The 24,353-nt window shown below is 62.1% G+C and carries 18 protein-coding genes; 9 read left to right on the plus strand and 9 right to left on the minus strand.

Features of this window, described 5'->3' with window-relative positions; genetic code table 11:
* The first annotated feature begins 20 nt into the window (after positions 1 to 20).
* Genes P3C29_RS05635 through P3C29_RS05660 form a run of 6 tightly spaced genes read left to right on the plus strand, consistent with a single transcriptional unit; the run spans position 21 to position 5,705 of the window.
* Positions 21 to 641 (plus strand): CDP-alcohol phosphatidyltransferase family protein, encoded by a 621-nt coding sequence (locus tag P3C29_RS05635; protein WP_201125752.1) that lies wholly within the window; start codon positions 21 to 23, stop codon positions 639 to 641.
* A gap of 10 nt (positions 642 to 651) precedes the next feature.
* Positions 652 to 2,406, plus strand: coding sequence for a bifunctional alpha/beta hydrolase/class I SAM-dependent methyltransferase (locus P3C29_RS05640; RefSeq protein ID WP_275964058.1), 1,755 nt, complete (start codon positions 652 to 654; stop codon positions 2,404 to 2,406).
* Between the two features lie 3 nt (positions 2,407 to 2,409).
* On the plus strand, positions 2,410 to 3,708 hold the full coding sequence (locus P3C29_RS05645; protein ID WP_275964059.1) for a phosphatase PAP2/dual specificity phosphatase family protein: 1,299 nt from the start codon (positions 2,410 to 2,412) through the stop codon (positions 3,706 to 3,708).
* Positions 3,698 to 4,141 carry a hypothetical protein gene (locus P3C29_RS05650; RefSeq protein WP_275964060.1) on the plus strand — a complete coding sequence of 148 codons (444 nt, stop codon included), beginning with the start codon at positions 3,698 to 3,700 and terminating at the stop codon, positions 4,139 to 4,141. The genes P3C29_RS05645 and P3C29_RS05650 overlap by 11 nt, the downstream gene beginning before the upstream one ends.
* A gap of 9 nt (positions 4,142 to 4,150) precedes the next feature.
* Positions 4,151 to 4,771, plus strand: coding sequence for a lysophospholipid acyltransferase family protein (locus P3C29_RS05655; RefSeq protein ID WP_201125756.1), 621 nt, complete (start codon positions 4,151 to 4,153; stop codon positions 4,769 to 4,771).
* Position 4,772: 1 nt separating this feature from the next.
* Complete coding sequence (locus tag P3C29_RS05660) at positions 4,773 to 5,705, plus strand: phosphatidate cytidylyltransferase (RefSeq protein ID WP_275964061.1); 933 nt, start codon at positions 4,773 to 4,775, stop codon at positions 5,703 to 5,705.
* A 196-nt stretch (positions 5,706 to 5,901) separates the two neighbouring features.
* Here P3C29_RS05660 and P3C29_RS05665 read toward each other — a convergent pair whose 3' ends face one another.
* The gene (locus tag P3C29_RS05665) at positions 5,902 to 6,375 is read right to left on the minus strand and encodes an Lrp/AsnC family transcriptional regulator (protein ID WP_029615789.1); all 474 of its coding nucleotides are present in this window, start codon (positions 6,373 to 6,375) and stop codon (positions 5,902 to 5,904) included.
* A gap of 145 nt (positions 6,376 to 6,520) precedes the next feature.
* Between P3C29_RS05665 and P3C29_RS05670 the strand changes: the two genes are divergently transcribed.
* From P3C29_RS05670 to pbpC, 3 genes are all read left to right on the plus strand, one after another.
* Positions 6,521 to 7,150 carry a LysE family translocator gene (locus P3C29_RS05670; protein WP_275964062.1) on the plus strand — a complete coding sequence of 210 codons (630 nt, stop codon included), beginning with the start codon at positions 6,521 to 6,523 and terminating at the stop codon, positions 7,148 to 7,150.
* 79 nt (positions 7,151 to 7,229) lie between these two features.
* Positions 7,230 to 13,073, plus strand: coding sequence for an alpha-2-macroglobulin (locus P3C29_RS05675; protein WP_275964063.1), 5,844 nt, complete (start codon positions 7,230 to 7,232; stop codon positions 13,071 to 13,073).
* Entirely contained in the window at positions 13,054 to 15,351 is a 2,298-nt protein-coding gene (pbpC, locus tag P3C29_RS05680) for a penicillin-binding protein 1C (protein WP_275964064.1), read from the plus strand. The genes P3C29_RS05675 and pbpC overlap by 20 nt, the downstream gene beginning before the upstream one ends.
* Here the strand turns inward: pbpC and P3C29_RS05685 are convergent, their stop codons facing one another.
* The 8 genes from P3C29_RS05685 to atpG all read right to left on the minus strand — a co-directional run bounded on the left by P3C29_RS05685 (position 15,352) and on the right by atpG (position 24,317).
* Complete coding sequence (locus tag P3C29_RS05685; protein WP_275964065.1) at positions 15,352 to 16,518, minus strand: hypothetical protein; 1,167 nt, start codon at positions 16,516 to 16,518, stop codon at positions 15,352 to 15,354.
* Entirely contained in the window at positions 16,515 to 17,096 is a 582-nt protein-coding gene (locus P3C29_RS05690; RefSeq protein WP_275964066.1) for a LemA family protein, read from the minus strand. Before P3C29_RS05690 ends, P3C29_RS05685 begins: the two co-directional genes overlap by 4 nt.
* Positions 17,097 to 17,257: 161 nt before the next feature.
* Positions 17,258 to 19,090, minus strand: a complete 1,833-nt coding sequence (glmS, locus tag P3C29_RS05695) for a glutamine--fructose-6-phosphate transaminase (isomerizing) (protein WP_275964067.1) — start codon at positions 19,088 to 19,090, stop codon at positions 17,258 to 17,260.
* Between the two features lie 10 nt (positions 19,091 to 19,100).
* Entirely contained in the window at positions 19,101 to 19,868 is a 768-nt protein-coding gene (locus P3C29_RS05700) for a DeoR family transcriptional regulator (protein WP_177043617.1), read from the minus strand.
* A gap of 228 nt (positions 19,869 to 20,096) precedes the next feature.
* Positions 20,097 to 21,464, minus strand: a complete 1,368-nt coding sequence (gene glmU / locus P3C29_RS05705) for a bifunctional UDP-N-acetylglucosamine diphosphorylase/glucosamine-1-phosphate N-acetyltransferase GlmU (protein ID WP_275964068.1) — start codon at positions 21,462 to 21,464, stop codon at positions 20,097 to 20,099.
* A 115-nt stretch (positions 21,465 to 21,579) separates the two neighbouring features.
* Complete coding sequence (locus tag P3C29_RS05710; protein WP_008439541.1) at positions 21,580 to 22,005, minus strand: F0F1 ATP synthase subunit epsilon; 426 nt, start codon at positions 22,003 to 22,005, stop codon at positions 21,580 to 21,582.
* 44 nt (positions 22,006 to 22,049) lie between these two features.
* Positions 22,050 to 23,429: a F0F1 ATP synthase subunit beta gene (gene atpD, locus P3C29_RS05715; RefSeq protein WP_003213545.1), complete on the minus strand. Its 1,380-nt coding sequence runs from the start codon at positions 23,427 to 23,429 to the stop codon at positions 22,050 to 22,052.
* A 27-nt stretch (positions 23,430 to 23,456) separates the two neighbouring features.
* On the minus strand, positions 23,457 to 24,317 hold the full coding sequence (atpG, locus tag P3C29_RS05720; RefSeq protein ID WP_177090131.1) for a F0F1 ATP synthase subunit gamma: 861 nt from the start codon (positions 24,315 to 24,317) through the stop codon (positions 23,457 to 23,459).
* Between the last annotated feature and the right edge of the window lie 36 nt (positions 24,318 to 24,353).

Here is a 24,353-nt window from a genome sequence, read left to right on the forward strand (position 1 = left end):
ACAAGGAAGCGTCACTCCCCATGATTTCGATCTATCAGCTTAAACCGCGTTTTCAGAACCTGCTGCGCCCGCTGGTGCAGCGCCTCTACGACAACGGTACCACCGCCAACCAGATCACCGTGCTCGCCGGGGTGGTTTCCCTGCTGGTGGGATTGCTGATCGCCGGCTTTGCGCAACATGTGTGGCTGTTTGCGCTGATCCCGCTGTGGATGATCCTGCGCATGGCCCTCAACGCCATCGACGGCATGCTCGCCCGGGAATTCGGCCAGCAGTCGCGACTCGGCGCCTACCTCAATGAACTGTGTGACGTGATCGCCGACAGCGCGCTGATCCTGCCGTTTGCGCTGATCCCCGAAGTCAGCCTGGCGCCGGTGCTGCTGGTGACGCTGCTGGCGGTGTTCAGCGAGTACGCCGGCGTGCTCGGGCCGATGGTCGGGGCTTCGCGGCGCTACGACGGGCCCATGGGCAAGAGTGACCGGGCGTTTGTGCTCGGCGTGCTGGCCACCGGTGTGGCGCTGGGCTGGCTCGGTGCCGGTTGGGTCGATGCGGTGATGTGGCTGGTCGCGGCCTTGCTGGCCTACACCCTGGTCAACCGCGTGCGCCAAGGCCTCAAAGAAGAACAAACCTCCCCTTCTGCATAAGGATTTTGCGATGCGCGAACAGCAAGAGCACACCTTCAGCACCCATGACGGGGTGGCGCTTTTCTACCGTCACTGGCCCGCCACCGCACCGGCGGGCTTTGCGCCGCGCAAGGCGATTGTGCTGTTCCATCGCGGCCATGAGCACTCCGGGCGTATCGCCCACCTGGTGGACGAACTCAACCTGCCCGAATTCGACTTCTTCGCCTGGGACGCCCGTGGCCACGGCCAATCCCCCGGCGAACGCGGCGACAGCCCCAGCTTCGCCACCAGCGCCCGGGATGTGCAGACCTTCGTTGACCATATCGGCACCACCTACAGCATCGAGGAAGTAAACCTCGCGGTGATCGCCCAAAGTGTCGGCGCGGTGATCGCGGCGACCTGGGTGCACGACTACGCGCCGAAGATTCGTTCACTGGTGCTCGCCTCCCCCGCGTTCAAGGTCAAGCTCTACGTGCCCTTCGCCCGACCGGGCCTGGGGTTGATGCGCAGGTTTCGCGGCAACTTTTTCGTCAACAGCTACGTCAAGGCCAAGTTCCTGAGCCATGACCCGGAGCGCGTGGCGTCCTACGACACTGATCCGCTGATCACCAAAGCCATCTCGGTGAATGTGCTGCTGGGCCTGTACGAAGCGGCCGACCGGGTTGTAGCCGATGCCCAGGCGATCCAGGTGCCCACCCAACTGTTGATCTCCGGCTCGGACTTTGTGGTGCACCGCAAACCCCAGCAGCAGTTTTTCGACCGCCTCGGCAGCCTGAAGAAAGAACTGCACATCCTGCCCGGTTTCTTCCACGACACCCTCGGTGAACGTGACCGCGCCGTGGCCTTGAACAGCGCCCGGCGCTTTATCCTGCAGAACTTCGAGCACCCGCTGGACCGTGCCAACTTGCTGGATGCCGACAAAATTGGCCTGACCTGCGCCGAATCCGAATCCCTGGCCGCACCGTTGCCCCGCAACTCGCTGCGCGACCTGTACTGGCGCATGACCCGTGCCAGCATGGGCCTGGGCAGCAAGCTGTCGGATGGCGTGAAGCTCGGTTTCGACACCGGCTTCGACTCCGGCAGCACCCTGGATTACGTGTACCGCAACACGCCCACCGGCAAAGGCGGGCTGGGGCGGATGATCGACACCAACTACCTCAACTCCATCGGCTGGCGCGGTATTCGCCAACGCAAGTTGAACGTGGAAGAGCTGCTGCGCCTGGCGATGGGCAAGCTGCGGGAGGAGTCTCGCGAGGTGCGTATCGTCGATATCGCCGCCGGGCATGGTCGGTACATTCTGGAAGCCTTGCAGGGCGTTTCGCCGCTGCCGGAATCGATCCTGTTGCGGGACTACAGCGACATCAATGTGCGCGACGGTGGAGCACTGATTCGTGAGAAAGGCCTGGGAGACATCGCCCGGTTCGTCAAAGGCGATGCGTTTGACCGGGAAGACCTCGCGGCGCTTGAGCCCAAGCCGACGCTGGCGGTGGTGTCCGGGCTGTATGAATTGTTCGCGGATAACGCGATGGTCGGTGGCTCGCTCGCCGGTTTGGCCGAAGCTGTGGAGCCCGGTGGTTATCTGGTGTACACCGGCCAACCGTGGCACCCGCAACTGGAACTGATCGCCCGCGCCCTCACCAGCCACCGTCAGGGGCAGGCCTGGGTGATGCGCCGGCGCAGCCAGGCGGAAATGGATCAACTGGTGGAAGCTGCCGGTTTCCGCAAGATCACCCAACGCGTGGATGAATGGGGGATTTTCAGCGTGTCCCTGGCACAGCGGGTCTGACCCATGCGTGAACCGGGCCTGTTAAAACCGGCGGTGCTGTGGCTGCTGCTGTTGGCGCCGCTGTTTTTCAGCACCTACGGCTTTGCCACGTGGGTCACCAGCCAGCGCAGCGACGTGGGCACCCTGGTGTTCGGCTGGGAAACCCATATCCCGTTCTGGGCCTGGACCATCGTGCCCTACTGGTCGATTGACCTGCTCTACGGTTTCTCCCTGCTGCTGCCCAGTACGCGCCATGAGCTGAAACAGCATGCCCTGCGCCTGCTGACGGCCCAGGTGATTGCAGTCACCTGCTTCCTGATCTGGCCATTGCGCTTCACCTTCGAACGCCCGGAGCTGGATGGCGTATTCGGCTGGCTGTTTGCGGTACTCGCCGGGTTCGACAAGCCGTTCAATCAGGCGCCATCGCTGCACATCGCCCTGCTGGTGGTGCTGTGGATAATGTACCAGCGGCATAGCCGGGGCCTGTGGCGCTGGCTGGTGCATGGCTGGTTCGCGTTGATCGGCCTTTCGGTGCTGACCACTTATCAACATCACTTTATCGACTTACCCACAGGCGCCCTCGCCGGCTGGCTGTGCGTGTGGCTGTGGCCGCTGGAACATCCGAGCCCGTTGCTGAATGCCCACCTGACCCGGGACCGGCAGCGTTGGCGGCTGGGGTTGCGCTATGGCTTCGGTTCTTTGGTGTGTCTGATCCTGGCGTTCAGCCTCGGTGGCGGCTGGTTGTGGCTGCTTTGGCCGGCGGTTTCCCTTGGATTGATGAAGGCGAATTATCTGGTGCTGGGCGTTTCGGGCTTTCAGAAGCGCGCCGACGGGCGACTCACTCCGGCGGCGCGCTGGTTGTTTGCGCCTTATCTGGCAGCAGCCTGGATCAATTCCCGCCTGTGGACGCGTCAACATCCACAGCCCGATCAGGTTGTGGATAACGTGTGGCTGGGGCGAATTCCCACAGCCAGGGAGCTGGACTCATTCAAAGCGGTGGTCGATCTGTGCGCCGAATTGCCGATTGATCCACAGGGCCGCGCCTATTACAGCCTGCCGGTTCTCGATCTCACGGCACCTACTGCGGCGCAATGCCTGGAAGCTGCCCAGGCCATTGAACGCCTACGCTCAGCCGGGCCGCTGCTGGTGTGCTGCGCCCTCGGTTACTCGCGCAGCGCCACCGCCGTGGCCGCCTGGCTGCTCCACACCGGGCGCGCAGCCAATGTCGACGAGGCGGTGGCTATTATTCACACAGCACGCCCGCGTGTGGTCCTGCATCCCGCTCACCGTGAAGCCCTGGAGGGTTTAACCCATGCCCGCTGACATGGAATTACAGGTCGTCGCCAGCCTGCTGCGCCGGGGTCGTTCCCTGGATCAGTTATCCACAGGCCTGACCTTGCTCGGCGTGCTGTTCGGCCTCGCACAACTGCTGATGGCCAGCATCACGCCAATCTGCCTGATCCTCAGCCTGTGGATGATTGTGCTCGGGCTGCTGCAAAAATACTGGGCGTTGCGGGTGGCCTTCGACGCCGACCTGTTCGCCCTGCTCGCCCGCGACACCGACCGTACACCCGACTTCGACCAGGCCATGCAAACCCTCGGCCTGCAATCCGCCAAACGCGCGGGCCGGCCCTGGACCGAACGCCGTCGCGGCGCCCTGAAACTGTTGCGCAAGCAAGCCTACCTGCTGGCGGCGCAAGTGATGCTGACCGTGGCCGTCATCCTGGCCAGCCCCTGGCTGCCCTTCGCCGGATAAGGAATCCTCATGTTCGAACCCGTGGTCGCCACCCTGATTACCTCCATGGCCCGCACCGTCACCGGCGCCCGCAGCCTGTGGCTTGGCTGTGCGCCCGTGCCGGTGCAACGCATCTATTACGCCAACCACAGCAGCCACGGTGATTTCGTGCTGCTGTGGGCATCGCTGCCACAGAACCTGCGTAAATTCACACGCCCGGTGGCCGGCAGCGACTACTGGAACACAAGCACCCTGCGCCGCTACATCATCAACCGGGTATTCAACGGCGTGCTGATCGACCGCGAGCGCAAGGACCCTGTGGATAACCCCTTGGCACCGATGCTCCAGGCCCTGGAAAACGGCGACTCGCTGATCATCTTCCCCGAGGGCACCCGCAACCTGGAAGACGGCCTGCTGCCCTTCAAAAGCGGCCTGTATCACCTGGCCAAGAGTTATCCACAAGCGGAATTGATCCCGGTATGGATCGCCAACCTCAACCGGGTCATGCCCAAGGGCCGCGTGCTGCCGTTGCCATTGCTGTGCACCACCAGCTTCGGCGCACCGCTGCAACTGGAGGACGGTGAAGACAAGGCACTCTTCCTCGCCCGCGCCCGCGACGCCCTGCTCGCCCTCGCCCCGGAGCATTCCTGACATGGATAGCCAAACCCTGATGTTGTTCGGCGGGATCGGCGCGATCCTGGTGCTCGCCTCACTGATCGGCCTGATCCTAAAACTGCGCACCCGTGGCACGCCCAACGCGGTGATCGACAACCTCAACGCCCGCATCAATGCCTGGTGGGTGATGGTGGTGGTGATCGGCATGGCCTTCTGGCTCGGCACCGGTGCGGTGATCCTGCTGTTCTACGCCGTGTCGTTCTATGCACTGCGGGAATTCCTCACCCTCACGCCGACCCGGCGCAGCGATTATCCGGCACTGGTAGCGGCGTTTTACCTGGCGTTGCCGCTGCAATACCTGCTGATCTACTTCGACTGGTACGGGCTGTTCTCGATCTTCATCCCGGTGTACGTGTTCCTGCTGCTGCCGATCCTTGCGTCCTTGGGCGGCGACAGCACGCACTTCCTGGAACGGGCATCGAAGGTGCAATGGGGGTTGATGATCGCGGTGTTCTGCGTGTCCTTCGTGCCGGCGCTGCTGACCCTGGACATCGTCGGCTATGAAGGCCGCAACCTGCTGCTGATCGCCTACCTGGTGATCGTGGTGCAACTGTCGGACGTGCTGCAGTACGTGTGCGGCAAGCTGTTCGGCAAACACAAGATCGCGCCCAACCTGTCGCCGTCGAAGACCGTGGAAGGCTTTGTCGGCGGGATTCTGCTGTCATCGCTGATCGGTGCGGCGCTGTGGTGGACCACGCCGTTCAATCCCTGGCAGTCGTTCCTGATTGCGCTGTTGATCAACCTGCTGGGGTTTGCCGGCGGGATCGTGATGTCAGCGATCAAGCGCGACCGGGGCGTGAAGGATTGGGGGCACATGATCGAAGGGCACGGCGGGATGCTGGACCGGCTGGATTCCGTGTGTTTTGCGGCGCCGATCTTCTTTCATCTCGTGCGCTATTGGTGGACCTGAGCCCCACCCCTCACCCCAAGTACCCGCAACCCCTGTGGCGAGGGGGCTTGTCCCCCGTTGGGCTGCGCAGCAGCCCCAAAACGGGTGATGCGGTTCCGTCTGAAAAAGCGCGGTGACCTTATTGGGGCCGCTTCGCAGCCCAACGGGGGACAAGCCCCCTCACCACAAAGTGCTCCTCACCAACGCAATTCGATCATTAATTGGGAAGATGCCCCAACGGCAACGCCCCCGGCGTCTTCACCGTCTGAATCGCAAAGTTGCTGCGGATATCACTCACCCCCGGCAACTTCAACAAACTCCCGGTCAGGAATCGCTCATACCCGCGCAAGTCCGGCACCACCACCTGCAGCAGAAAGTCCGATTCCCCCGACACCAGAAACGCCGAAATCACCTGGGGCAGCGCCGTCACCGCCAACCGAAACGCCTCCGCCTGTTCGTCGTTATGCCGCTCCACTTTCACCCCGACAAACACCGTCAGCCCCAACCCGACTTCATCCCGGTCAAGACTCGCCTGGTAACCACGAATCACGCCCGCTTCTTCCAGAAGGCGCACGCGCCGCAAGCAGGGTGAAGCCGACAGGCCTATCTCATCCGCCAGTTGCACATTGCTCAGGCGGCCATCCCGTTGCAGGGCTTCAAGAATCTTGCGGTCAAACGCATCCAGTTTCAGATTTGGCATAAGTGAAGTGTTTCGCCCAACATAAGTGGCAGATTGTGCCAAGACTAGACGCTTTTCCAGCTGACTACGCAAGCACCTGCCCCGGCCTTCGCCCCTAAAATTGCTCTACGAATCACGTACCACAAGGGGCAGGCACATGGCAGAACTCTGGTTGTTTTTAGTCGCGCTGGCGGTGGTGTACCTGTTGCCCGGCCCGGACATGATTTTGTTGCTGCAAACCGGCGCACGCCAAGGCAAGGCGATGGCACTGGCAACCGCAGCCGGTTTGGGCGTCGCCCGGGCCTGCCATGTGGCACTGGCAGGGATGGGCCTGGCGACGCTGTTCAAGGTCGCGCCCTGGACCTTCGACGTGGTGCGCCTGGGCGGTGCGGCGTATCTGCTGTGGATCGGCGTGCAGTGCCTGCGCGCCAACCTGCTGCCCAACCTGAACACCGAGGACGGCACCGCACCGGCCCACGCCTGGCGCGGAGCCTTCCAGCGCGGCCTGCTGACCAACCTGCTCAACCCCAAGGCGCTGCTGTTCTGCTCTGTGCTGCTGCCGCAATTCATCGATCCACACGGCCCATCGGTGACGGCACAGTTCGCCCTGTTAGGCGCGATTCTGGTGGCGGTCGGCCTGGCTTTCGACAGTTGCTATGGATTGGCCGGTGCCAGCATCGGCCGCTGGCTGGAACGCAGCCCGTCGGCCCAGCGCCTGCAACAATGGTTGTTTGGCAGCCTTTTGATCGGTTTTGCGATACGCCTCACCTTCGTACAGCAAGCCTGAGCTTTGCGGCGCATTTGCCGTCATCTTTTGTATCAAAGAGACGTGTAAGATACGCGACACATTGCCAGGGATGCTCACCATGTTTGATTCGTTAAAAGCGACCAGCCGCCGTTTTTTCGGGGCCTTGATCTCAGTGGTGAGTGTTCTGTTCAACGCCGTCCGATGGCTGGCGCGCAGCCTGTTCGGCCAGTGGCAACCGCCGCGCTGGCTGCAAGCCACGGGGAACGGCCTGGTCAACGTCGGCCACAAGGCCCGGGCTTATCCGCGCCAGGCGGCCGGCGCAGTCCTGGCCCTGGTGTTGCTGGTGGCCGCCGGCGTGTATGGCTGGCACTGGTATTCCCACTTGCCGCAACCCCACACCGTGGGCTATTCGCTGCACAAGCCCAACCTGACGGATTACACCCAGCCGCAGCCGGTTGTGGATAACTTGCAGGTACGCTTCGCCGAATCCGTGGCACCGCTGGCGGCCATTGGCAAGCCGGTCACCGAAGGCATCACCCTCAAGCCTGCCATCGCCGGCGCCTGGCGCTGGGCGGATGACCGCAGCCTGGTGTTCACCCCGGAAAAAGACTGGCCCGTCGACGCCCACTACACCATCGACCTGGCCAAAAAGAACCTGTTGGCCGACGGCGTACTGCTGAGCCAATACAGCAGCCAATTCTCCACCCAGCCGTTCCGCGCCACCCTGGCGCAAAACGAGCTGTACCAGGACCCGAGCAACCCGACGCAGAAACAGCTGGTCGCGACCTTCCACTTTTCCCACCCGGTAGACGAAGACAGCGTACGCAAGCGCGCCTCGGTCACCCTGGGTAAAGGTTTGGCCTACCGCGACGCGCAACTGCCCAACCGCCCGGAAGTCACCTTCGACGAACACAAGCTCAACGCCTTTGTGCGCTCGGCTGCCCTGGCCACGCCGCTGGAAAGCACCCCGGTCAGTGCCAAGCTCGATGAAGGCCTCAAGGCCCGTGACGGCGGCAACGCCAGCGCTGCACCGTTGGTGGCCGAAGTCACCGTGCCCGGCCGCTATCGCCTGACCTTTACCGGCGCCGAAGTCAGCTTTGTCGACAACGAGCGCGGCGAGCCCGAGCCGGTGCTGATGTTCAGCAGTTCCAGCGCCGTGGCCGACGAGACCATCGCCAACAAGGTGCAGGCCTGGATGCTGCCGGAAAAAGCCGAGGACGATACCCGGCCCTGGAACCTGCAAGACATCGACGACAAGCTGCTGGCGAGCAGCACCAAGGTCAAACTGACCCACGTGCCGAGCGTCGAACCGCTGAATACCCTGCACGCCTTCAAATTCAAGGCCCCGCCTGGCCGCGCCCTGTATGTGCGGGTACCGGCCAACCTGGAAGCCATCGGCGGCTACCTGGCGAAAAACCCGACAGCCTCCCTGGTGAGCATGCCGGCGTATCCGCGCACGCTGCAGTTCCTGTCCGACGGCGCCCTGCTCAGCCTCACCGGCGAAAAACGCCTGGGCTTCATGGCCCGTGGCGTGCCCGGCGCCCATGTGGAAATCGCCCGTCTGCTGCCCAACCAGTTGCAACACCTGGTGGACCAGAGCAGCGGCAGCTTTGCCCGACCGAATTTTGCCAATGACTACTTCGACCGGATGGTGGAGCGTCAGAGCCTGGACATTCCGTTGTCGGCTGGTGACCCGTCCAAAACTGTCTACGACAACGTCGACCTGAGCAACTACCTGACGGCCAACGGCGGTCGCCGGGGCATTTTCGTGCTCAAGCTGAGCCCGCAGGACGACCCGGCTGATCGCACCTTCGAATACTCGCGCAACACCATCAGCGACCTGCGTTTTATCGTGGTCACCGACTTGGGCATCATCGCCAAGCGCTCCAGCGATGGCAGCCACGACGTGTACGTACAGTCCATCGGCAACGGCTCGCCGGTGTCCGACGCCCAGGTCGATATCATCGGGCGCAACGGTTTGCCGGTCGCCAGCGGCCATACCGACGCCGAAGGCCATGCGCACTTTGCCAAGCTGGACGAACTGCGCCGCGAGAAAACTCCGCTGATGTATGTGGTCAGTCGCGGCAATGACCAATCGTTCCTGCCGATTGCCCGTCAGTCCCAGCAGCTGGATTTGTCGCGCTTTGATGTCGGCGGCCTGGAAGAAGACGGTGCGATCAATCGCCTCAGCGCCTACCTGTTTACCGACCGTGGCCTGTACCGACCCGGCGAAACCGCGCACCTGGGCATGATCGTGCGCAGCGGCGACTGGAAAGGCGCGCTGCAAGGCCTGCCGGTGGAACTGCAAATCACCGACCCACGTGGCCTGGAGGTGATTCGCCAGCCACTGAAGCTCTCCGCCAGTGGCTTTGAAACCTTTGATTTCCCGAGCAGCGAAGTGGCGCCTTCCGGCGATTACACCGCGACCCTGCAACTGATCGGCGAGAAGCAGCGACGCACGGACCTGGGCAGCGTCAGCTTCAAGGTCCGCGACTTTGAGCCGGACCGCATGAAGGTCAGCCTGAGCCTGCACGACACGCCAGTGCCGGGCTGGATCCCGCCGGACCAGGTGGTGGCCAAGGTCACCGCCATGCACTTGTTCGGCGCGCCGGCGGCGGGCCGTCGTGTCACGGCAAAAATGTCCCTGAGCCCGACGCTTGCGGCTTTTGATCGCTACCCGGACTACCGCTTCCGCCTGAATGACTCGCTGGAAGAAGCCAGTTCCGAAGACCTGGCCGAAACCACTGTCGACGACAATGGCCAGGCCGTTCTCGACCTGAACCTGCAACGCTTTGCCAACAGCACCTACCGCCTGCAAGTGATGACCCAGGTGTACGAAGCCGAAGGCGGTCGCAACGTCGCCGCACAAAGCGCGTTGCTGGTCTCGGCGGCGCCGTACCTGGTGGGTGTGAAGAGCAAGGATTCGCTGTCGTTCGTCGCCAAGGACGCCCCGCGTGAGGTGCAATGGCTGGCCGTCGCGCCAGACCTCACGCCGGTCGCAGTCGACGGCCTGACCAGTGAAGTGGTCGAACACCGCTACGTCTCGGTGCTGGTGAAGCAGTCCAACGGCACCTACAAATACGAGTCGCGGATCAAGAACATCAGCCAGCCGGCCTCGCCGCTGGTGATGACCAAGGACGGCGCCAAGCAAACCCTGAACACCGGCGCCCCGGGCGATTTCACCCTGCAACTGAAAGACGCCAACGGCAACCTGCTGAACCAGATCGACTACAGCGTGGCCGGCCGGGGCAATACCTCGCGCTCCCTGGAGCGCAATGCCGAGTTGCAACTGCGTCTGGATAAACGCAGCTACGCCACCGGTGATGAAATCGCCATCAGCATTCGCGCGCCGTATACCGGTGCCGGGTTGATCACCATCGAGCGGGACAAGGTCTACACCCAGCAGTGGTTCAAGGCCGACAGCACCAACAGCGTGCAACACATCCGCGTTCCTGCGGGGCTTGAGGGCAATGCCTACGTCAACGTGCAGTTCGTGCGGGACATCGGCTCGTCCGAGGTCTACATGAGCCCGCTGTCCTACGGCGTGGTGCCGTTCAGCATCAACCTGGACGCGCGGCGCATGGCGCTGAAAGTCGAAGGCCCGGCGAAGATCGAGCCGGGGCAGACCCTGGACATCAAGGTCAACGCCGACCGCCCTGGCCGCGCAGTGGTCTACGCGGTGGACGAAGGCATCCTGCAAGTGGCGCGCTACCAGACGCCGGACCCGCTGGGCTTCTTCTTCCAGAAGCGTGCGCTGGAGGTGGGTACCAGTCAGATCCTTGACCTGATCCTGCCGGAATTCAGCCGCCTGCTCAGTGGGGCAGCGCCCGGTGGCGATACCGAAGGCGCCCTGGCCAACCACCTCAACCCGTTCAAGCGTAAACATCAGCCGCCAGTGGCCTGGTGGTCTGGCCTGGTGGACTTGCCGGCCGGTGAAACCGTATTGCATTACCAGGTTCCGGACAGCTTCAACGGCAAGCTGCACCTGTTTGCGGTGGCCGTGGACAGCGACAGCGTAGGCGTCAGCGAGGCCAACACCGAAGTGCGCGGGCCGCTGGTGATCACCCCGAACGTGCCGGCTTTTGTCGCACCGGGGGATGTGTTCAGTGTCAGCGCCGGGGTGTTCAGCAACCTGGAAGCCGCAGCCGACGTGAAGTTTGAAGTGCAGACCAGCGATGGCTTGCAGGTGCAGGGCGACAAGGCCAGCACCCTGGCGCTGCAACCGCGCAAGGAAGGCGTCGCCGAGTTCAAGATCAAGGTCGGTGAAACCCTCGGCTCGGCAGACTTGCGCTTCGTCGCGGTGCTGCCGGATGGCAAGCGGATCCAGGTGGCGGAAACGACGTCGATCCGGCCATTGAGCGAGCATCGGGTGGCCCTGAGCCTGGGCCGTTTCGACAGCGCCAGCAAAGAGGTGAAGCCGACCCGTGAGTTGTTCGGCCAGTTGCGCGATGTGCAATTGGGCGTCGCCGCTTCGCCGCTGGTCTGGGCCAATGGCCTCAAGCATTACCTGGATGACTACGGCTACGCGTGCACCGAGCAATTGGTGTCCAAGGCCATGCCGGCGTTGATCTGGGGCGGTAACGCACCCGAGGCCGAGCAGGCCTTCAGCGGCGCGGTGCGCATGCTGCGTCAGCGGCAGAACCAGGCCGGTGGCTTCGGTTTGTGGGCGGCCAACCCGGACGTGGCGCCGTACGCCAGCCTGTACGCCACCGACTTCCTGATCGAAGCCCGGGAACGCGGGTTGCCGGTGCCGGAAGACTTGCTGCAACGTTCCAACGCGTACCTCACCGACCTGGCCAACGGCCCGAGCGAAGGCCTGTCGGAATTGCGCAACCGCGCCTACGCCAGTTACCTGTTGAGCCGTCAGGGGATTCTGGTGAGCGGCGCCTTGAGCGATATCCGCGAGCGCTATGAAAGCTACTTCAAGGACACCTGGCAGAACGACATTGGCGCCGCGTACCTGGCCGCCAGCTACAAGCTGCTCAAGCAGGATCGTCAGGCCGATGCGTTGTTCCGCAAGGTGCCATGGCTTTCCCTGTCGGATAAATGGGACAGCGACGGCCTGTATTACGACCCGCTGGTGCACGACGCCGAGCACCTGCACTTGCTCGCCCGGCACTTCCCCGAGTTGCTCGACGATGTGCCGGCCAGCCTGCTGGATAAACTCGGCAAGCGCCTCAACGAGCAACGCTACAACTCGCTGTCGGCGGCACTGTTGCTGCGGGCCCTGGACAACTATGGCCAGCGCGCCCAAAGCGACATGACCCTCAAGGCCACCGCGTGGCTCAGCGACAAGCAGCAACAGTTGTTGCAGATGGCCGGCCAGCCGCCACGTGCAGCGGTGCCTGCCGGTACGCAAAAACTGCAGATGGAAAAATCCGACGGCCCGGCGGCGTTCTACATGCTGAGCGAAGCCGGCTATGACAAGGGCGCCAACCTCAAGCCGATCAACAACGGCCTGGAAGTCATCCACGAATACCTCGACCTCAAAGGCAATCCGGTCAGCAAGGTCGCGGTCGGTGATGAGTTCCTGGTGCGCCTGCGCTTGCGGGCCACCGACCGTGATCAGGTGCAGCAAGTGGCCGTGGTCGACCTGCTGCCGGGCGGCGTCGAGCCTGTGTATAACTTGCCGCCGGAGCCGGAAGCGGCCAGCAGCGAGGAAAGCGAGGGTGACGATTCGGAGTACGTTGAAACCAGCGAAGACACCGAGGAAGCCGACGCCTGGCAAGCGCCGATCGGCGAGACCGACCTGAGCAACTGGCAGCCGGACTACGTCGACGTGCGCGATGACCGAGTGGTGTTGTACGGCACCGCCCTGCGGGATGTAGGCACCTTCGTGTACCGCGTGCGCGCCACCAACGCCGGTACCTTCAATACGCCACCGGCCTACGCCGAGGGCATGTACGAAACCACCCTGCAAGGACGCGGCAAAGTAGGCCAGCTTGAAATTACCAAGCCTTAAACGCCTGACGCCGCTGCTGGCAGCGGCGTTGATCCTGGCGGGGCTGCGATTGTGGCCCCATGCACCGCTGGAACAGGCCGCCACCTCCTCACGGGTGGTGCTGGCCGACGACGGTTCGCTGCTGCGCATGACCCTGGCGGCTGACGGGCAATATCGCTTGTGGCTACCCCTGGAGCGGATTTCTCCGTCACTGGTTGAAGCGCTGCTGCTCAAGGAGGACCGCAATTTCTACTGGCACCCGGGGATCAATCCCCCGGCCTTGCTGCGGGCGGCCATGGCCACCTACAGCGGTGGCCAGCGTCAGGGCGGCTCGACCTTGAGCATGCAGTTGGCCAGGCGCCTGTGGGATCTCAACACTCGCCAGGTACCCGGCAAGCTGGAGCAGATGGCCCTGGCGTTGTGGCTGGAGGCACGTTACAGCAAGCACGACATTCTGGAGGCCTACCTCAACCTGGCGCCCATGGGCGGCAATATCGAAGGCGCCGAGGCGGCCAGCCGGATTTACTTCGGCAAGTCCGCAGCGCAATTGTCGTTGTCTGAAGCGCTGGCGCTGGCCGTGATTCCCCAACAGCCCGGCCGCCGCGCACGCTTCGGGCCCTCGCTGCAAACCGCCCGGCAGCGGCTGATGGCGGACTGGCGGGAAACTTATCCACAGGACCCGCGTAACGACAGTTTGCTGGACCTGCCCCTGGAAGCCCGCAATCGCCAGCAGATTCCGTTTCTGGCGCCGCACCTGAGCGAACAGTTGCTGGCCTCGCAAACCGGCAACGAGTTGAACAGCACCCTCAACCTGCCGCTGCAGCAATTACTGGAACGCCTGATCACCGGTTTCATTGCCGAGCGTCGCAGCAGCGGTGTGGAAAACGCCACGGCGATCCTGGTCGACAGCCGCGACCAGAGTGTGAAAGCCCTGGTGGGCTCTGCGGATTACTTATCCACAGGCATCCATGGCCAAGTCAACGGCGTGCTGTCGCGACGCTCGCCGGGCTCTACCCTCAAGCCATTCCTGTATGGGCTGGCGCTGGACCAAGGGGTGATCCACCCCATGAGCATCCTCAAGGACATGCCGAGTAATTTCGGCTACTTCCAGCCGGAAAACTTCGACGGCAGTTTTGTCGGCCCGGTGACCGCCCGCGACGCGCTAATTCGCAGCCGCAATATTCCGGCTGTCTGGCTGGCCAGCCAAACTCGCTCGCCGTCACTCTACGGATTGCTGCAACGCGCGGGCATCAAGGGCCTGCGCGGCGAGAGCCATTACGGCTTGGCGCTGGCCCTGGGCGGCGGCGAGATGACGCCCGAGGAGCTGGCGCGGCTGTATGTGATGTTGGCAGGTGACGGGCATTTACGGCCCCTGCGCTACTTGCAGGAGCAGCCGCAAACCACCGGCGCCCCGCTACTCACCCCGCAGGCTGCGTTTATGGTGCGCGACATGCTGCGGCGCAACCCGCGCCCGGACGGGTTGCCGGGACGCCACTGGCGCACGGCCTGGAAGACCGGCACCTCCTGGGGTTTTCACGATGCGTGGAGCGCCGGCCTTGTAGGCCCGTACGTGCTGGTGGTGTGGGTAGGTAACTTTGACGGCCGTCCGAATCCGGAATTCATCGGCGCGAAAACCGCCGCACCGCTATTTTTCCGCATCGCCGACGCCCTGCCCCTGGCCTTGCCCAACGTGGTGATCAAAGCCGACAAGCCACCCGCCGGGCTGATCCGCATCGATGTCTGCGCCGCTTCCGGCGAGTTGCCCAACCGCTGGTGCCCGCGCACCCGCAAGACCTGGTACATCCCCGGCGTGTCACCGATTCGCGTGTCCAACCTTCACCGCCCGGTGCTGATCGACACCCGCACCGGCAAAGCCGCGTGCCCGCCGTTCGACCCGCAGTACACCCGTGAAGAAGTCTTCGAATTCTGGCCCAGCGATGTGCAGCGGCTGTTCCGCGCCGCCGGGCTGCCACGGCGCACGCCACCGAATGTGCAGAAAAGCTGCCAACCCAATCGAATCGGCGACCAGAGCGAAGCGCCGCAGATCCGTTCGCCGCTGACCCAGGTCAGCTACCACCTGCGCCTGTCACAGCCCCAGGAAAGCATTCCGCTGAACGCCAACGCGGCCAGTGATGCGCTGACGCTGTATTGGTTTGCCGACCAGACCCTGATCGGCCAGGGCCCGCCACAAACCACGCTGAACTGGCGGCCGGGTAAATCGGGGGAGTACCGGCTGCGGGTCACAGATGATCAGGGGCGCAGCGCCAGCCGGGGCTTGAAGGTGGAGTTCGTGCCGTGATCAGGCGTCTTCGTCGCCGAAACGGGCGGTGCCTGCGTCTTTTGTAAAATGCTTGTACGCCACCCCGAGCTTGCGTTGCTCAAAGATCGAGAACACCAGGGTGCCCAGCAGAATCATCATCCACACCAGGAACACCTTCATGGTGTCCACCTGGGCCACCACCAGCAACAAGGTCACCACGCCGCCAATCACCATGCCCAAACCCATCCAGGCGCCCAGCACACGGCCTACCGCCAGGCGCATGCCCTTGGGCAGCAAGAGTCGCAGTGCAAGCAACACCACAAACATCGACAGCAAGAACCCGAACGCGGCCATGAAAGGAATCACGAAGCCGTTGTCACGGTACAACCAGGCCAGGAATCGATAGAACGGATTCAGGGTCGCCATTTGCTGATAGGTGGCGGGTCCCGGCAAATGCAGTTGGGCAAAATGCTCCGGAGTCATGGCCATGATGCCAACACCGATCAACCCCACCACTACCGCGTAGAAACCACCGGCGCGCCACAGCGGCGCCAGCACCCGGCGGTTTTCCACCTCCTTGGTCTCGGCCAGGCCGAACACCGCGTCCCGTTGCCGGCCCTGGGCAATCACCGTCTTGCCGTCACGCTCGCCGGCGTCGCCAATCAGCATCACCTGCATGTCCTGGGTGAGGAGCAGTTCGCCCTGGCGGCGGGAGTTGCTGATCAGCTCATGTTCGTCAGGACGCTTCTTGCCGAACAGGTCGATGCCTTCGGCAATCACCGTCACTTCACCGGTGGCGTCCTGCAGGCGGAAGTCATTGCAGCGGGCCTCGGCAGACACCTGGCTCCAGCTCCAATCGCCGTCCTTGTCTTTGGTGCCTTCCTCAATGATCCACACATAGCCGGCGCAGGGTTTGCCGTTGACCGGAGAGATCAGCGGCGTGTCGACGATCACCTTGCCGTTCACTTCCACCAGGCCCATGGCCAAAGAGCGTATCTGGCTGGTGGCCAGGCGCTGTTCGGTGCGATAGAAGTTGGGGCCAAAGCTGGCCAGCAGGCCGATCAGGATGCAGACGGGAAAAAACAGCGCCACCAGGATCGTCGGCGCGTAGACCATCAGGCCGATGAAGCCGGTGAGAAAGACCAGTGCCACCAGGGTTTTCCAAGCCGGCTTTTTCGCGATAACGCCCGCCTGAGTGGTTTTCATGCCCCCGGCACCTCAAGCTTCACGCCCTCGTAGCGGGTTTCTTCAGCGCTGATGGCCAGCAGCGGGATACGTTGGTAGCCGAGCATCTTGGCAAAGAACAGATCAGGGAAAATCGCGATGGCGATGTTGTAGAGGTTGACCGACTCGTTGAAGAACTCGCGGCGGTCGGCGATGCGTTCTTCCACCGCCGAGATCGCCTGCTGCAACTCGACCATGTTGGGGCCGGAGATCAGTGTCGGATAATTTTCGGCCACCGCAATCACCGACTTGAGCGCCGTATTGAGCTGGTTGGCGGCGTCGACCTTATCGGTGAGGCTACTGGCGTTGAGGTAGGCGTTACGGGCGTCGCTGAGGCGGGCGAACAATGCGTTCTCATGGTTCATGGCGGTTTGCACCACGCGCATCAGGTCGGGAATCTGGTCAGCCCGTTGCTTGAGCAGCACGTCGATGTTGGCGAAGGCTTTATCCACATCGTTGCGCCGCATCACCAGGCCGTTATAGACCCCCACCAGCCAACCGACCAGGCCGACGACAATAATCAGCACGACGATACCGGCGATCAGCAGTTCTATGTTCATGGTGGCGGCATTCCCTGGCTAGTTATCCACAGGGCGCATTCTAGGGGTAAAGCGGGGGAATACTCCCGGAATTAGTCCACAGAAACGGCAAGAGCCGATGCCCGGTAGCCTGAAAAAGCAAAACCCCCGAATATCGGGGGTTTTGCTGGTTCCGGTGAGGCTTATTCCACCGTCACCGACTTCGCCAGGTTACGCGGCTGGTCAACGTCGGTGCCCTTGAGCACAGCCACGTAGTACGACAGCAACTGCAGCGGGATGGTGTAGAGGATCGGCGACAGGGTGTCGTGGATGTGCGGCATGTTGATGACGTGGGTGCCTTCGCCATTGGTCATGCCGGCCTTTTCGTCGGCGAACACGATCAGTTGGCCGCCACGGGCGCGCACTTCCTGCAGGTTGGACTTGAGCTTCTCCAGCAGTTCGTTGTTCGGCGCGACGGTCACCACTGGCATGTCGTCATCCACCAGGGCCAACGGGCCGTGCTTGAGCTCACCGGCCGGGTAGGCTTCGGCGTGGATGTAGGAGATTTCCTTGAGCTTGAGGGATCCTTCCATCGCCACCGGGTATTGCGCGCCACGGCCGAGGAACAGGGTGTGGTGTTTGTCGGCGAACAGCTCGGCGACTTTTTCCACGGTGCTGTCCATGGCCAGCGCTTCGCCCAGGCGGGCCGGCAGGCGGCGCAGTTCTTCCACCAGTTTGGCTTCGACGCCGTCTTCCAGCGTGCCGCGCACCTGGCCCAGGGACAGGGTCAGCAGCAACAGGCCCACCAACTGGGTGGTGAAGGCTTTAGTGGATGCCACGCCGATTTCGCGGCCGGCCTGGGTCAGCAGAGTCAGGTCGGACTCGCGTACCAGGGAACTGATGCCGACGTTACAGATTGCCAGGCTGCCGAGGAAACCCAGTTCCTTGGCATTGCGCAGGGCGGCCAGGGTGTCGGCGGTTTCGCCAGACTGGGAGATGGTGACGAACAGGGTGTCGGGCTGCACCACCACCTTGCGGTAGCGGAATTCGCTGGCGACTTCGACCTGGCACGGGATGCCGGCCAGTTCTTCGAGCCAGTAACGGGCAACCATGCCGGCGTGGTAGCTGGTGCCGCAGGCGACGATTTGCACGTTGCGCACTTTGGCGAACAGCTCGGCGGCTTGCGGGCCGAAGGCTTGCACCAATACCTGGTTCTGGCTCAGGCGACCTTCCAGGGTGCGTTGCACCACGGCCGGTTGCTCGTGGATTTCCTTGAGCATGAAGTGGCGGAACTCGCCCTTGTCAGCGGCTTCGGCACCGTCGCGGTACTGCACGGCTTCACGTTCAACGGACTTGCCGTTGACGTCCCAGATCGACACACTTTCGCGGCGGATCTCGGCGATGTCGCCTTCTTCCAGGTACATGAAGCGGTCGGTCACCTGGCGCAGGGCCAGTTGGTCGGAGGCCAGGAAGTTCTCGCCCAGGCCCAGGCCGATCACCAATGGGCTGCCACTGCGGGCGGCGACCAGGCGGTCAGGCTGGCTCGCGCTGATCACGGCCAGGCCGTAGGCGCCGTGCAGTTCCTTGACCGTGGCCTTGAGGGCGTTGGTCAAGTCACCGAGGTCTTTGAGCTTGTGGTTCAGCAGGTGGGCGATGACTTCGGTGTCGGTGTCCGAAGTGAAGACGTAGCCCAGGCCTTTCAGTTGATCGCGCAGCACTTCGTGGTTTTCGATGATGCCGTTGTGGACAACAGCCAGGTCACCGGAGAAGTGTGGGTGAGCGTTGCGTTCGCACGGTGCACCGTGGGTGGCCCAACGGGTGTGGGCGATACCCAGGCGGCCGATCAGCGGCTCACCGGCCAGCGCTAGTTCCAGCTCGCTGACCTTGCCCGGGCGACGTACGCGCTCCAGCTTGCCGGCGTTGGTGAAGAGCGCCACACCGGCGCTGTCGTAGCCGCGGTATTCCAGGCGTTTGAGGCCTTCGAGCAAAATGGCGGTAACGTTTCGTTCAGCGACTGCGCCAACAATTCCACACATGGTTTCTCTCCTAGATGACTGCCGCGCAAATCAGCGTGATGCCGCGGGCTTGAATCTGGTCGCGGGCCTCAAGCGGCAGGCGATCATCGGTAATAAGGGTATGGACGCTGCTCCAGGGCAGTTCCAGGTTGGGGATCTTGCGGCCAATCTTGTCGGACTCGACCATCACCACCACTTCGCGGGCGACCTCGGCCATGACGCGGCTCAGCCCCAGCAATTCGTTGAAGGTGGTGGTACCGCGCTCCAGGTCAATGCCATCGGCGCCAATGAAGAGCTGGTCGAAATCGTAGGAACGCAGCACTTGCTCGGCAACCTGGCCCTGGAACGAGTCCGAATGCGGGTCCCAGGTGCCGCCGGTCATCAACAGTACCGGCTCGTGTTCCAGTTCGCTCAACGCGCTGGCCACGTGCAGGGAGTTGGTCATCACCACCAGGCCGGGCTGATGGCCCAGTTCGGGGATCATGGCGGCGGTGGTGCTGCCGCTGTCGATGATGATGCGGGCGTGTTCGCGCAAACGCCGGACGGCCGCACGGGCGATGGCGCGCTTGTAGACCGAAATGGGCTGGGCCGGGTCACCAACCAGTTCCTGGGGCATGGTGATGGCGCCGCCATAGCGACGCAGCAACAGGCCGTTACTTTCGAGGGCCGCCAAGTCCTTGCGGATGGTCACTTCCGAGGTTTCGAAACGCTTGGCCAGTTCGTCCACACTGACTTCACCTTGCTCGGTGAGCATGGCAAGGATGTTGTGACGACGTTGGGGTGTATTTCGTTTCGACATGGTGATGATAAGTTTCGTTTCGAAAGATAACGAAGGCAATCAAAACCTATTCATTCAAAATGGTCAAGCATGCGACTGAGTTTTTTGAGTCAACCCAGATAAAAATGGGGGAGCGGGCTTGCTCGCGAAAGCGGTGTGTCAGTCAGCGCATGTATCCACCGAAAGACAGCCTTCGCGAGCAAGCCCGCTCCCACATGGGTACTACAGTGTTTCGGGGTTGTTGATAACTCAAGTCTTTTTGATTTTGACCGGGCGCTTCCAGCCGTCGATGTTGCGCTGACGGGCGCGGGCCACCGCCAGTTGGGACTTATCCACATCCTGGTTGATGGTGGAGCCTGCCGCTGTGTTTGAACCATCACCAATGGTGACGGGTGCAATCAACGAGTTGTTGGAGCCGATAAACACGTCTTCGCCAATGGTCGTCTGGTACTTGTTGGCGCCATCGTAGTTACAGGTAATAGCGCCGGCGCCGATGTTGGTGCGCGCACCAATCACCGCATCACCGAGGTAGGCCAGGTGCCCGGCCTTGGCGTCTTCGCCCATCTGTGCGTTCTTCAGTTCTACAAAGTTACCCACATGGGCCCGAGCCCCCAGCACGCTTCCCGGACGCAGACGCGCGAATGGACCCGCGTCACTGCCCTCGCCCATCACTGCGCCGTCGATATGGCTGTTGGCCTTGATCACCACGCCTTTGCGGAGGGTGCTGTCCTTGATCACGCAGTTCGGCCCGATGACCACGCCATCTTCAATGACCACACGGCCTTCGAGGATCACGTTGATATCGATCAGCACGTCGCGGCCCACAGTGACATCACCCCGCACGTCGAAACGTGCCGGATCACGTAGCGTCACGCCCAACGCCATCAGGCGGCGGCCTTCACGCAGTTGATAGTGGCGCTCCAGCTCGGCCAGTTGCTTGCGGTCGTTGGCGCCCTGCACTTCCATCGGGTCGTGGGGCTGCTCGGTGGCGACCACCAGGCCATCGCTCACGGCCATCTCGATGACGTCGGTCAGGTAGTACTCGCCCTGGGCGTTGTTGTTGGACAGGCGGCTCATCCAGTCAGCCAGGCGATCGGCCGGCACGGCAAGGATCCCGGTGTTGCCTTCGGTGATGGCACGCTGGGCTTCGCTGGCATCCTTATGCTCGACGATGGCGGCGACCTTGCCGTCAGCGTTGCGCACGATGCGGCCGTAGCCGGTCGGGTCGTCCAGCTCAACAGTGAGCAGGCCCATCTGGCCAGGCACGACGTGTTTGAGCAGGCGCTGCAAGGTTTCCACTTCGATCAGCGGCACGTCACCGTAGAGGATCAGCACGGTATCGGCCTGAATGAACGGCACGGCTTGCGCAGTGGCGTGGCCGGTACCCAATTGCTTGTCCTGCAATACGAAATTCAAGTCGTCCGCCGCCAGCCGCTCACGCACCACGTCGGCTCCGTGGCCAATCACCACATGAATGCGCTGTGGATCAAGCTGCCGGGCGCTGTGGATAACATGGCCAAGCATCGAGTTGCCGGCAACCGGGTGCAGCACCTTGGGCAGGGCCGAGCGCATGCGGGTGCCCTGGCCTGCGGCAAGAATTACGATTTCGAGAGACATGAATGGCTACCAATCCTGGGCGGTCAGACTTCAGACCAAAGAAGTGTTTCGCAAAAAAAGAAAAAGGGTAGCCGAGGCTACCCTTTTTAATCAATCACACATGAGGCTTAACGGCTTAGCCGCCAAACTTCTTGCGGATCTGCTGGACGGTGCGCAGCTGAGCTGCGGCCTCGGCCAGACGTGCAGCAGCAGAACCGTAGTCGAAATCTGCGCCTTTTTCGTTCAGGGCCTTCTCGGCAGCCTTGACGGCTTCCTGAGCGGAGGCTTCATCCAGGTCGGCAGCACGTTGCACGGTGTCGGCAAGTACCTTGACCATGTTCGGCTGAACCTCGAGGAAACCACCGGAGATGTAAAACACCTCCCTTTCCCCGCCCAGCTTGGTCAGAGTGATCGGACCAGGCTTCAAGGATGTAATCAATGGCGCGTGGCCAAAGTTAATACCCAGGTCGCCCAGTTCGCCGTGTGCAATCACACTCTCGATCTGACCGGAGAAGATTTCCCCTTCCGCGCTGACGATATCGCAATGGAATGTCATAGCCATCTGCTTGCCTCAACCTGATTAGCGCCCGTTACCGGGCGCCGGAATTACAGTTTCTTGGCTTTCTCGATCGCTTCTTCGATGCCGCCGACCATGTAGAACGCTTGTTCTGGCAGGTGGTCGTAGTCACCGTTGAGGATGCCTTTGAAGCCAGCAATGGTGTCTTTCAGGGAAACGTATTTACCCGAGGCACCGGTGAAGACTTCAGCCACGAAGAACGGCTGCGACAAGAAGCGCTGGATCTTACGAGCGCGGGATACCAACTGCTTGTCGGTTTCCGACAGCTCGTCCATACCCAGGATCGCAATGATGTCCTTCAGTTCTTTGTAACGCTGCAGAACGTACTGGACGCCGCGAGCGGTGTCGTAGTGTTCCTGGCCGATGACGTTCGGGTCCAGCTGGCGCGAAGTCGAGTCCAGTGGATCGACCGCTGGGTAGATACCCAGGGAAGCGATGTCACGGGACAGTACGACGGTGGCGTCCAAGTGGGCGAACGTGGTCGCTGGCGACGGGTCAGTCAAGTCATCCGCAGGTACGTATACCGCTTGGATCGAGGTGATCGAACCGTTTTTGGTCGAAGTGATACGCTCTTGCAGAGTACCCATCTCTTCGGCCAGGGTCGGCTGGTAACCTACTGCGGAAGGCATACGGCCCAGCAGTGCGGATACTTCAGTACCGGCCAGGGTGTAACGATAGATGTTGTCGACGAACAGCAGAACGTCGTTACCTTCGTCACGGAACTTCTCAGCCATGGTCAGGCCGGTCAGTGCTACGCGCAGACGGTTACCCGGCGGCTCGTTCATCTGACCGTAAACCAGTGCCACTTTGTCCAGAACGTTGGAATCCTTCATCTCGTGGTAGAAGTCGTTACCCTCACGAGTACGCTCACCCACACCGGCGAACACGGAATAACCGCTGTGCTCGATGGCGATGTTACGGATCAGTTCCATCATGTTTACGGTTTTGCCTACACCGGCACCACCGAACAGACCGACTTTACCGCCCTTGGCGAACGGGCAAACCAGGTCGATAACCTTGATGCCGGTTTCCAGCAGGTCGTTGCCGCCCGCTTGTTCCGCGAAGGAAGGCGCAGGACGGTGAATGCCCCAGCGCTCTTCGGTGTCGATTGGACCGGCTTCGTCGATCGGGTTACCGAGGACGTCCATGATCCGGCCCAGGGTCGCTTTACCGACAGGTACGGAAATGGCTGCGCCAGAGTCAGTGACTTCCAGACCGCGCTTCAAGCCTTCGGTGGAACCCATTGCAATGGTACGAACCACGCCGTCGCCCAGCTGCTGCTGAACTTCCAGGGTGGTGCCTGCATCGCTTTTGACTTTCAAAGCGTTGTAGATGCTCGGTACGCTGTCGCGTGGGAATTCCACGTCGATAACGGCGCCGATGATTTGAACGATACGTCCGCTACTCATAGCTGGATCCTCTGAATATTTGAACCGTTAAACCGCGGCAGCGCCGCCGACGATTTCCGAGATCTCTTGGGTGATCGCAGCCTGACGCGCCTTGTTGTAGATCAGCTGCAAATCGCTGATCAAATCACCGGCGTTGTCGGTAGCGTTCTTCATCGCGATCATCCGCGCAGCTTGTTCAGCCGCGTTGTTCTCGACCACCGCCTGGTACACCTGCGACTCCACGTAGCGCACCATCAAGCCGTCAAGCAGCTCTTTGGCGTCTGGTTCGTAGAGGTAGTCCCAGTGGTGCTTGAGTTCTTGTTCCGGGGTGGCCACCAATGGAATCAACTGCTCCACGGTAGGCTGTTGCGTCATGGTGTTGATGAACTTGTTGGATACCACGGACAGGCGGTCAATCCGGCCTTCCAGGTATGCATCCAGCATCACTTTGACGCTGCCGATCAAATCATTGATCGACGGTTCTTCACCCAGGTGGCTGATAGCTGCAACGACGTTACCGCCGAAGTTGCGGAAAAAGGCCGCACCCTTGCTACCGACCACACACAGATCGATCTCGACGCCTTTTTCGCGGTTTACCGCCATGTCCTTGACCAGGGCCTTGAACAGGTTGGTATTCAAACCACCGCACAAACCACGGTCACTGCTCACCACGACATAACCGACGCGCTTAACTTCACGGTCGAGCATGAACGGGTGGCGATATTCCGGGTTGGCGTTGGCCAGATGACCAATAACCTGGCGGATACGCTCCGCGTAGGGACGGCTAGCAGCCATGCGCATTTGTGCCTTGCGCATTTTGCTGACCGCCACTTTTTCCATGGCGCTGGTGATCTTTTGCGTGCTTTTGATGCTCGCAATCTTACTGCGAATCTCTTTTGCGCCTGCCATGTAACACCTATCAGGTTAGCAAGCGGGAGCCTCGCG

The organism is Pseudomonas sp. 1912-s, from assembly GCF_029269205.1.
Taxonomy (GTDB): domain Bacteria; phylum Pseudomonadota; class Gammaproteobacteria; order Pseudomonadales; family Pseudomonadaceae; genus Aquipseudomonas.